The 11,444-nt window shown below is 39.9% G+C and carries 5 protein-coding genes; all 5 read left to right on the forward strand.

What is annotated here, in order from left to right; all coding sequences use genetic code 11:
- The first annotated feature begins 5 nt into the window (after positions 1 to 5).
- The 5 genes from B3C94_RS07450 (at position 6) to B3C94_RS07470 (ending at position 11,440) form a co-directional block, all read left to right on the forward strand.
- On the forward strand, positions 6 to 3,500 hold the full coding sequence (locus B3C94_RS07450) for a malectin domain-containing carbohydrate-binding protein (RefSeq protein ID WP_293901328.1): 3,495 nt from the start codon (positions 6 to 8) through the stop codon (positions 3,498 to 3,500).
- 173 nt (positions 3,501 to 3,673) lie between these two features.
- Positions 3,674 to 4,282: a DUF3826 domain-containing protein gene (locus B3C94_RS07455; protein WP_293901330.1), complete on the forward strand. Its 609-nt coding sequence runs from the start codon at positions 3,674 to 3,676 to the stop codon at positions 4,280 to 4,282.
- Positions 4,283 to 4,310: 28 nt separating this feature from the next.
- Positions 4,311 to 7,574: a SusC/RagA family TonB-linked outer membrane protein gene (locus B3C94_RS07460; protein WP_293901333.1), complete on the forward strand. Its 3,264-nt coding sequence runs from the start codon at positions 4,311 to 4,313 to the stop codon at positions 7,572 to 7,574.
- An 85-nt stretch (positions 7,575 to 7,659) separates the two neighbouring features.
- Positions 7,660 to 9,690: a RagB/SusD family nutrient uptake outer membrane protein gene (locus B3C94_RS07465; RefSeq protein ID WP_293901336.1), complete on the forward strand. Its 2,031-nt coding sequence runs from the start codon at positions 7,660 to 7,662 to the stop codon at positions 9,688 to 9,690.
- Between the two features lie 118 nt (positions 9,691 to 9,808).
- A complete protein-coding gene (locus tag B3C94_RS07470) occupies positions 9,809 to 11,440 on the forward strand; it encodes a polysaccharide lyase (RefSeq protein ID WP_293901339.1) in 1,632 nt (543 codons plus the stop codon).
- Positions 11,441 to 11,444: the final 4 nt, after the last annotated feature.

Below are 11,444 nucleotides of genomic sequence, written 5' to 3' on the forward strand. Positions count from 1 at the left end.
GATTGATGTTGTTGAGAAACCTGTTTTGCTGTGTCTGTATGTTATGGTATGGACTATTTTCATTTGGTCAGAACGTTCGTAAAACGATCTCGTTAGATTCTGGATGGGAAACCATAATGGATCAGAAAGATTCCGCAAGGTACAATGGATTTCACAATGTGTCTTTTAAGACAGATAAGGACTGGCGGAAAGTAGATGTTCCTCATAATTGGGATGGCTACGAGGGTTATCGTAGATTGCTTCATGGCAATTTACATGGTTATTCCTGGTATCGAAAAAATTTCTCGATCAAACAGCAAAAGAACAAAAATCGGTTCTATTTATTCTTCGAAGGGGTAGGCTCCTATGCGACAGTTTGGTTAAATGGTATATGCGTGGGATATCACGCTGGGGGAAGGACTACATTTACATTGGATGTTACTGATGCAATTAAATTGGATGGTACCCCCAATCTTTTAGCTGTTCGAGCAGACCATCCGGCACATATTATGGATTTACCCTGGGTAGATGGGGGCTGTTCGACGGAAAGGGGATTTTCTGAGGGATCGCAGCCCATGGGAATCTTTAGGCCAGTGAGTCTATTGATTAAGAATGAAGTTTCTGTTACGCCCTTTGGCGAGCATTATTGGAATGATGAGACTGCTGATCATAAAAAGGCGATTCTACATCAAATCGTCGAAGTGAGTAATAAAAGCCGAGTAAGTAAAGATTTGGAGATTGTAACCGAAGTTTTGGATCAGAATGGTAAATCAGTTATTCGATCAACATCGAACGATCAAATAAAGGAGAACGTAATAAAGGAAATTCGGCTGAAAGATCTTATCTTAAAAAATCCGGAATTATGGTCTGTGGAGTCGCCCTATTTGTATCGTATAAAAATGCAGATCAAAATTGGTGGTCAGGTTATTGACGAGGTAGAAACACCTTATGGAATTAGGTCTGTTCGTTGGTCAAAAGGTTTAAAACCTTCTGGTGATCCACGCCTCTTGGTTAATGGGAAGCCTATATTTATTAATGGCATTGCTGAATATGAACATAAATTGGGGCAATCGCATGCCCTTGATAAGGAGGAGATTGATGCTCGAACTAGACAGATCAGGACGCTTGGATTCAACTCCTTTCGCGATGCCCACCAGCCACATAATCTGCGTTATCAACAAGCTTGGGATCGACATGGTATTTTATTATGGACACAGCTGGCAGCTCATATTTGGTTTGATACCCCCGTATTTCGGGAGAATTTTAAAAAATTATTGACAGAATGGGTCCGCGAACGTAGAAATAGTCCATCGGTAATTTTGTGGGGTCTTGAAAATGAAAGTACGCTACCAGAAGATTTTGCACATGAGTGTACGGTATTGATTCGGAAATTAGACCCGACTGCTTCTATACAACGATTAGTGACTACTTGTAACGGTGGCAGTGGAACCGATTGGGATGTTCCGCAAAATTGGACAGGTACTTATGGGGGGGATCAGAAAACTTATGGCGATGACCTAATAAAGCAACAGCTTGTAGGCGAGTACGGCGCTTGGCGAAGCTTGGGTTTACATGCCGAACCACCTTATCTTCCTAATGAAAATAACTACAACGAGGAGCGTTTCGCTGATATTTTACAAACGAAAGTGCGTTTGGCAGACTCTGTTAAAAATAGCGCTATTGGACATTATTTATGGCTTTGGAACTCACATGATAATCCGGGGCGTATTCAGGGGGGAGAAGGAAATCGGGATATCGACCGGATTGGTCCAGTGAATTATAAAGGCCTATTGACGCCTTGGGGGGAACTAACAGATGCTTATTATATGTATCTATCCCATTATGGTAAGAAGGAACAGCCCATGGTATATATTGCCATGCATTCTTGGCCAAATCGTTGGTTGGCTCCCGGAGTAAAAGACAATATTCGTATTTTCTCCAATTGTGATGAAGTTGAACTTTTTAATGATTTAGGATCCCTATCATTAGGGAAAAAACGACATCCTGGGTTTGGGCATCATATTGAATTTGATGGTGTTAATGTGAAGTATAATATATTATATGCCGAGGGACGAATAGGTGGAGTAGTCGCTAGTCGTGATACCATCATACTACAGAACCTTCCAGAAAGTCCACATTTTGATGACTTGTATAGCACTCCATCGGAAATTCTAAAACCAGATTTGGGATATCACTATCTCTACCGTGTTAATTGTGGTGGTGATAATTATACAGATGAATTCGGGGGAGAGTGGAAAGCTGACCAACCTTATCGGTCCAAATTGGGCTGGGGCAGTAAATCTTGGGCGGATCATTTTGAGGGGATGAACACTAATTTTGCCAGTCAACGGATAATTTTCGACCCAATTAAAGGAACAAGGGATTGGCTGCTTTTTCAGACCTTCCGCTATGGGCTGGATAAGTTGGGCTATCAATTTGACTTACCTAATGGAGATTATTTCGTCGAACTCTATTTTGCCGAGCCCTGGTATGGGAAGTTTTCATCCGGAAAAGGAGATCGTATTTTTGACATTGCTATTAATGGTCAAATTGTAGAACATAAGTTTGATATTTATAAAGAAGCAGGGTTCCAGCGTGCAGTCAGAAAAAGGTATTCTGTCAAGGTAGTTGACGGAAAGATTTTTATTGATTTCCCACGTGTTTATGCTGGACAAGCAGTGTTACAAGCGATTTCCATCGCTACAAAGGAGCATGTTCACCTAGTTTCAGAATCAGACGATCAAGATTATTATAATCTAGATTTATTGCGTCAAAATATAAAACTTCATGGTTGGCTGGATATCGGCAGTGTATTGGAAAAGGAAGGGACTAAGGTAGTGTCATTTTTTTCGTTGCCATCGCCCTTGTTTGGTTCGGAATATTTTGAGCTTGATATCAATAAAACCTATAAGCTACGTTTTAAAGAAGCCACCAACGTTTTCTATCTAGGAAATAGGAAGCCTGATGATTTTGAAAGTACAAAAGACAGTGTTCAATTGAACACGGGAAAATATTTTGCAGTATTCCGTAAGGTATTGAAGGCCGGGGAGGAAATTTTTATAAAGACAGCGCGCCGTGGAGAAATTGTGGCTTTTCAGCAGCAAAGTGGTCTTCTGCCAGTGTATGACTTGAAAGAAGTTAAAAACTATAAAGCTTATCAAACCGCTTGGCGGGGAGGTGTTTCCGAAATCGAATTTGCGGGACAAAAACGTTTGGCTTTTAACAGTAATAAAGGGTATATCGCTTGGCGGTTTCAGGTCGGTGCGGCAGATGTATATGCATTATCAATGAAGTATCATAATCCATTTAAGGAGGTACGATGTGCTTACTATGAAATTTTAGACAAAGATAAACATGTGTTGGTAGCCAAAACTCCAATAAAATTGGAACCAACGCGCTCAGGAAAATGGAATTATATCAATACTGATACAAAGACAATGATTAATGCAGGAACCTATTATGTTAAGTTGTATTCTTTTGATTCAGAAGGTGTAATTGTTGATAATCTAGAAGTTAAATAGTTAGTAGGTCAGGATAGTACATGACGGTTGTCCATGAAATTTTCAGTTATATTGGGTACTCGAATTTTTTATGTCGTTTTGACGTTTATTTTGAGGGATTATAAAAGGAAATAAAGTTAAAGGGCTTTATTTAATGTTTAATAACCAAAAAAGGGATAAACCATTTCATGCCTATGAAACGTTTTGCACTATTCACATTTTTATTTTTAAGTGTGTCTATGACATTTAGTCAAACAGAAGACACCTATTGGAAAACTATTACAGATCGGTCTGCAAAAATTGTAGCTAAACTAGGGTTAGCGGATCTGACCAAACAAGAAATAGTAGTTCACATTATTCGTGATCAGTATTATCTTTTAAATGCTTGTTATACACTTCGTGATTTAAAAATCAAGGAGAATACGGATAAGAGCTTAAAAGAGCAGATCACACGGGAGACGCTTCAAGAAACAACCAATTTAAATCAAGCTTTTGTAAAACGACTAAAAGAAGTTTTAACAGATTCAGAAGTCGAAGCGGTTAAAAACGGTATGACTTATAATGTTTATCCGAATACCGTAAAGGCCTATCAAGATATGATTCCTCGGCTTACAAAAGACGAAGTGCATATGATTGACAGTTTGCTTTATGAGGCGCGCGATTTTGCGATGCAAGCTGAATCGTCGGAAAAAAAACACGCTTGGTTCGGTAAATACAAAGGCAAAATCAATAACTATTTAGCGTCTCATGGCTATAACCTAAAAGAAGAAGGCGATAAATGGGCTGCGAGATTAAAAAAATAACCCAGTAAATCAAATGAATACCCAAATTATGAATCAGCTCATATTCCCGAGTAAATCCTCTAAAAGGTTGGCACAACTGCTGGCTATTGGAATAATGACTGGCGGGATTATTCCGTCATACTCCTATGGAGTAAATTTAAGTGAACACAATTTAAATTTTTTTAAAAATATAACAGGAAAGGTTGTTGATCAAAATGGAAAACCGCTTGCCGGGGTAACGATTTCCATTAAAGGATCAAAAACTGCGACTTCAACGGATGCAGATGGTACGTTTAGGCTAAACTTGCCCGCTGGAAATGAGATTTTAGTGCTCAATTTTGTTGGGTATAAAAAGTTGGAAGTTCCGGTTGGAAACCAAAATGTCTTAAATATACGGATGGAAGCCGAGAGCCAGGAACTTGAAGAAGTTATCGCTGTTGGTTATACCACGCAGAAAAAAGCACATTTAACAGGCTCTGTTGTGGCAATAAAAGCGGAGGAGATAGAAGATTTACCGACGACGAATATTGGTGCTGCGTTAGCGGGGCGTGTTACTGGACTAAGTGTCAGTGGCGGCAATACTCGACCTGGAACGAAAGCGTCTTTAACTATACGAAAACCGATGGGGCCAAGTAAAGACGGAGGAACAACAGATCCTTTGTACGTTATTGACGGGATGGTACAGGTTGATGGACAAAATCAACCCGATGCAACATTGTTTGGAAATTTAGATCCTTCCGAAATTGAGAGTATATCTTTTTTGAAAGATGGAGCAGCTGCAGTTTATGGCGTGCGAGGGGCAAATGGAGTCGTTTTGGTTACGACGAAAAGGGGAAAGGTAGGTACGCCTAAAATTAGCTACAATGGTTCCTATGCTATTAATGATGAAGCTTACCGGACAAAAATGATGGATGCTTATCAATATGGCATGTACTTCAATATCATGAATGGGCCAAATGGGAGCAATAGTGATCCAACAAAACCAGGCTTTGATAAATGGTTTTTTTCACAGGATGAGCTCGATTATTTTAAAAATCATTCCTACAACTGGTTGGACGATGCTTGGAAATCGAGTTATTTGACCAGACATTCCTTGAATATTTCAGGAGGAGCTGATAAAGCAACTTATTTTGCGAATGTTGCATACAGCAAACAAGACGGAAATTTAGGTACGCTCGACTATGATCGTTGGAACTTTAGGGCAGGTAGCGATATCCAAGTAGCAAGTAACTTTAAAGTTGGGATACAGGTGTCTGGGAATACGGGAAACCTACAAAAAACATTTAACAAAATTGGTGGCGAAAATGATGATAACGATTATCGTAATTTGTTGTTGGCTTCTCCCTATGTGCCAGCCTATGTGAATGGTTTGCCAGTTCGACTACCAGGGACATCAGGAGATCTATCAGCCTATCATTATTTTGAATTGCAAAAGCTTGGTAATCTGGCAACGTCAGACACCCGTCAATTCAGTATCAACTTAAATGGAGAATATCGTGCTCCATGGCTTGATGGGTTGATTTTACGCGGATCTTACAATCGAAATTTGAAAAATGATAGAGGTACCCAAATAGGTACAAAATACCAAACTTATACCTTTACGAGAGCGGGTGACAATGGACATATCTATGATCTTGCTACAGATCCGAAAGCAGTTACTTTTAGTAATGGCAACAGAGTTTATTTTTCGAATGCGGCAGGCAACAACTATCAGGTAAATTTTACCGCTACCTATGATAAACAATGGAAAAAGCATAATTTCTCTGGATTATTTTCTGTTGAAAAAGCCGAGGCTAATAGTTCACAAGAAGATGTTTGGAAAGACGATCCTTTGGCGACAACGAATGGCCAATTTAACACCGCTTTTGGAGCGGTGAGTGGTCGTACGGCAGCTTATGAATCAGGAACACTAGGTTATGTGGGACGTTTGAACTATCGTTATGGTAATAAATATCTTGGGGAGATTTTGTTTCGTTCGGATGCGTCAACAAAATTTGCTCCGGAGAATTACTGGGGAAATTTTTACAATGTTTCTGCAGGTTGGGTGATCAGTGAAGAAAGCTTTTTTCATTCAAAGGCGATTGATTATTTGAAGTTACGCTTGTCTCATGGTAAGCTAGGTAATGACCAGACTGCTGCCTGGGGATGGTTACAACGCTACACTTATCAGCAGGGAAAAGGTGGTGTTTTTGGTGAAAATAATAATTCCATCGATGCGAGTACTGGCTTAAAAATGGAAAAATCTCCGAACAGAAATGCGACTTGGGCCAATGAATATAAAAATAATATTGGTATTGATGCGCGGTTTCTAGATAGTCGATTATCCGCTACAGTCGATGGCTACTATAACAAAGGTTATGATCTTCTGGTAATAAGGACAGGAAATATTCCTGTTTCAGTTGGAGGATCTGTAGCAGCGGAAAATTATGGACGTAAAAATACCTTCGGCTATGAGTTTGAATTAGGTTGGCAAGATAAAGTTAATGAGTTTAACTACGGGATTAGCACTCGTTTTTCTTGGTCTAATGATAAGGTTATCTTGGGAGATTTTAATGATATTGACGCTCTATACCCATGGAAAGCACATCCGAATGGGCCGTCTGACAATGGTGCCTGGGGATACGATTATTTAGGGATGTTTAAAACGCAACAAGATATTGATAATTATGTAAGTCAATACAATATTACACAAGTATTTGAAGAGACTGCTGATAAGCTTAGGCCAGGTATGCTTTATTATCGCGATGTTCGTGGAGCACTACAGGCGGATGGTACATTCGCAGGGCCAGATGGAATCATTAATGAAAATGATCAAATCCAATTAGCTAAAAATAGTACAAACCATTATGCGGTTGGAATGACCTTTAAAGCAGGTTTCAAAGGCTTTAGTGCGGAGGCCGTATTGACAGGTTCCTTTGGGGGGTATGCTGAAATCACTGAACGTAATAAGTTGAATAATGATATTTCGCGTGTTTATACCAATCTTCCTGTGATTTGGGGAAATATCTACGATCCAGACCTCAATCCTACGGGAACAATGCCGAATCCACAATGGTCTGATATTTATAACCGAGTATCTAGTTTTTGGTCAATTCCAGCCTTTCAGATGCGTATGAGTAGTTTCAATGTAGGTTATAAACTACCTGAAAAACTGGTGAAATATCTAAAGGTATCTAATGCCCGTGTGTATGTCAGTGCAATGAATCCATTAACCATCTATAACCCATTCAAATATAAAGATGGTAATGGCGCAGCTTGGGATACTTATCCAAATTTGCGTACGTATTCTTTTGGTGTGAATGTAACATTATAACGTAAAAACAAACTGTCCAAGACAAAACCCAAGATGATTTTTGAATGGTCAGCTCCATCGAATGATGGAATAAAATTATATACAAATGAAAAAAATATCAATATTGAATATAGCATTAGTATGCCTACTCTTGACAAATCAAGCTTGTAAGGATAATTTTCTAGAAGAGAAAACGGACTTAGCCGCTGTCAAAGAGGATGATGTATTCAAAGATCCCATTTTGGCGCGTGCATATGTGGATTATGTTTACGGTTTGTTTTTGCCGCCAAATAATGCGCAAACATTTGTGGCGACGCAAGATGCGTCCGAAAATGGAGGGTATAGCAATACATTTACCCAAACTACAGATGAATTGGCGGGAGAAACGGATTATAACAAAAAATGGAATACGATCTCTTATATTAATAATCATGCTAATAAATATTTTGGTCAACGAATGTCAGCGAGCGTAGGAAATAACGTTTGGACCAGAATGAAGGAGATCAATGTTTTTTTAGAAAAAATCGATCAAGGGGGAATTGACGAGGCAACGCGAAACCAAATGAAAGGTCAACTTTATTTCTGGCGTGCATTTCAGTACTTTCAACTGGTTCGGATGTATGGCGGTGTGCCTTTAGTGTTAAGTTCACAGATGCCCGTTGTCGGAAATAATGAAGAGAATTCTATTCAAAGGAGCAGCACTGCAGAGTGTGTGGCCCAAATTGTAAAAGACTTAGACATGGCAAAGAGCCTTTTGCCAGGAAAATGGGATGCCGCAAATTGGGGTCGTATCACAAGTGGGGCGGCAGCTGCATTAAAGGGACGCGTTTTGTTAACCTATGCTAGTCCGCAATTTAATCCAAACGATTCCCGTGATCGGTGGCAAGCTGCATATACGGCCAATTTGGAGGCGAAAAACTTGTTGGAGCAAAATGGCTTTGGTTTATTTCAGAATGGTGGCACAGCGAATGGTAAAGCTTGGGCTGACCTGTTTTTAACCGAAGGCAGTGCAAATCCTGAGGCGGTAATAGTTTATGGATTTAACAATTTAACTTCAACAAGTGGAGCTGTTAAAAATAACGGTTGGGAACAAGTGGTTAGACCTCGTGCCCTCTCCGGCTCGGGGTCTATTTCCCCTACTAAACAAATGCTGGATGCATTTCCAATGTTAGATGGGAGAAGTATAGATGATCCATCATCTGCTTATAGCTACGATAAACAAAAGTTCTATAAAAATAGGGATCCACGATTTTCAAAGACATTTGTCTTTAACGGCGCGCTTTTTCCATATGGGAGTGGCAGCGAATATCGCCAGTGGACTTATTATTGGAAGAATAAAAAAGGAGCCTATATTTCTACTGAAACCCAAGGTGCTAATGCCAGCGGTATTTATTTGAAAAAAGGTGCTGATCCAAAAGCTTCTGGAACATCTAATGGTGGAGCAGGTTTTCAACAAAGTGGAACTGATTTTATTGAATTACGCTTTGCGGAAGTGATATTGAATTTAGCGGAATCGGCTATTGGTTCAGATAAATTAACAGAGGGGCTTGCTGGAATTATTGAGATTCGTAAACGTGCTGGGCTTGAGGATAAGGATGGATCTTATGGTTTAAGTGCTGCGGTGGGAAGTAGAAATAAGCTATTTGGGGCTGTGATTAATGAGCGTAGATTAGAGTTCGCTTATGAGGGAAAACGATTCTATGATCTAAGGAGATGGAAGCTTTTCGAGACAGACTCTCCTACTGCGCAAAGAATAGGAGTAAAACCATTGAATGGCACAAGGCGTACCGGTCTATTAATTACTGTGAAAAACAATGGAATGGATTATGTTGGCGATCTAGATCCGTTATTAAGGGATAGTAAAGGCGGTGTGCCAGTAATTGAACGCCAGCCTTCATCGTATCCTTCTGGAATTGCAAATCAAGATGAATATTTGGATTATTTATATGACAATTACTTCACTATCGCGGAAAAAGACGATTTGGATCCCACAAATGGTGTATGGACTTTCACCTGGTATCCACAATATTATTTCTTTGGACTAAACGAGACGATCTTATCTACCTCACCTTATTTACAACAAACAACAGGTTGGGATAGCATGAATGGAGCTGGAACTTTTGATCCTCTAAAATAATTCCATTTGTAAAAAATATTAAAGTAATGTATGTGAATTGTGACACGCATTGTTTTTTATAAATGTACAACTGACATATATTTGAATAAGAATTATAAATCCTACTAACTAGATAAACATGTTACATAAAATAACGCTGACAGCATTGTTGAGTCTCATTACATCAATCGCATTTTGTCAGTATCCCAAAATTCCAGAAGACGTCAAGAAGAATACAGATGAGCTGATGCGCAAAGCGACCAAACAGTCTGATGAAGCTTGGCAAAAAGCGCTGCCTGTCATAGAAGAATATGCAAAACAAGGTAAGCCCTATATTCCTTGGGCTGGGAGACCTGCAGATTTACCACAAGCGACTATTCCGGCTTTTCCAGAAGCGGAAGGTGGTGGTAAATTTACTTTTGGCGGACGTGGTGGAAAGGTTTACGTTGTGACCAGTCTGGAAGATAATGGTCCTGGTTCATTGCGGGAAGCCTGTGAGAAAGGTGGCCCACGTATTATCGTATTTAATGTTTCGGGTATCATTCGTCTGAAAACGCCATTAATTATTCGGGCTCCATATGTGACTATTGCTGGACAATCTGCACCAGGTGATGGTGTCTGCGTGGCAGGTGAATCCGTTTGGATCAATACACATGATGTTTTGATTCGTCATATGCGTTTTAGACGTGGTGAAACGTACGTCGGCCGCCGGGATGATGCAATTGGAGGGAATCCGGTAGGAAATATTATGATCGACCATGTTTCTGCAAGCTGGGGACTGGATGAAAATATGTCCATGTACCGTCATATGTATAATGACAGCACGGGAAAAGCAGAGGAAAAACGAGGTACAGTGAATATAACTATCCAAAATTCAATTTTCTCTGAAGCTCTGGATACTTGGAACCACGCCTTCGGTAGTACCTTAGGTGGAGAAAATTGTACATTTATGCGTAACCTTTGGGCAAACAATGCGGCTCGTAATCCATCTATTGGCTGGAATGGTTTGTTCAATTTCTATAATAACGTTGTTTACAACTGGGTGCATCGCTCAATTGATGGCGGTGATTACCAGGCGACTTATAATATTGTGAATAATTACTTTAAACCAGGTCCAGCGACCCCATTGGACCAGCCTGTAAGTTACCGCATCTTAAAGCCCGAATCCGGCAGAAGTAAATTGTCTTATGTGGTATTTGGCCGTGCGCACGTCAAAGGTAACATTGTTGAAGGAAACGCAAAAGTAACTGCAAACAACTGGGATGGAGGAGTACAATTGGAAAATAAAAAAGGAGACGCAATGACTTATGCTGAAGCTCAGCCTTACTTTGCAGCAATGAGCGCAAAGGAACCATTCCCTCATGCTAATTTCCCTGTAATGTCTGCGCAGGAAACTTACGGTTTTGTTCTTGAACATGCAGGAGCCACCTTACCTAAAAGAGATCCTGTCGATACACGGGTTATTGGCGATGTGAAAAACGGTAAGCCAGTCAAACTATTAAGCAATGTGAAACTGCCAGAAAAAGATTTTGAACATCGGAGATTACCAAAGGATTCGTATAAAATCGGCATTATTACCGATATATCCCAAGTGGGCGGATATCCAGTATATAAAGGGACACCTTACAAAGATTCCGACAATGATGGTATTCCGGATGCAGTAGAAAAAGAAATGGGACTGAATCCAAATGATCCTAGCGATTCTGCGAAGATTACAGCATCAGGTTATGCGAATATCGAAATCTATCTTAATAAATTAGCTGCTAAATAAAGCT

The organism is Sphingobacterium sp. UBA5670 (assembly GCF_002420705.1).
In the GTDB taxonomy this organism is placed as follows: domain Bacteria; phylum Bacteroidota; class Bacteroidia; order Sphingobacteriales; family Sphingobacteriaceae; genus Sphingobacterium.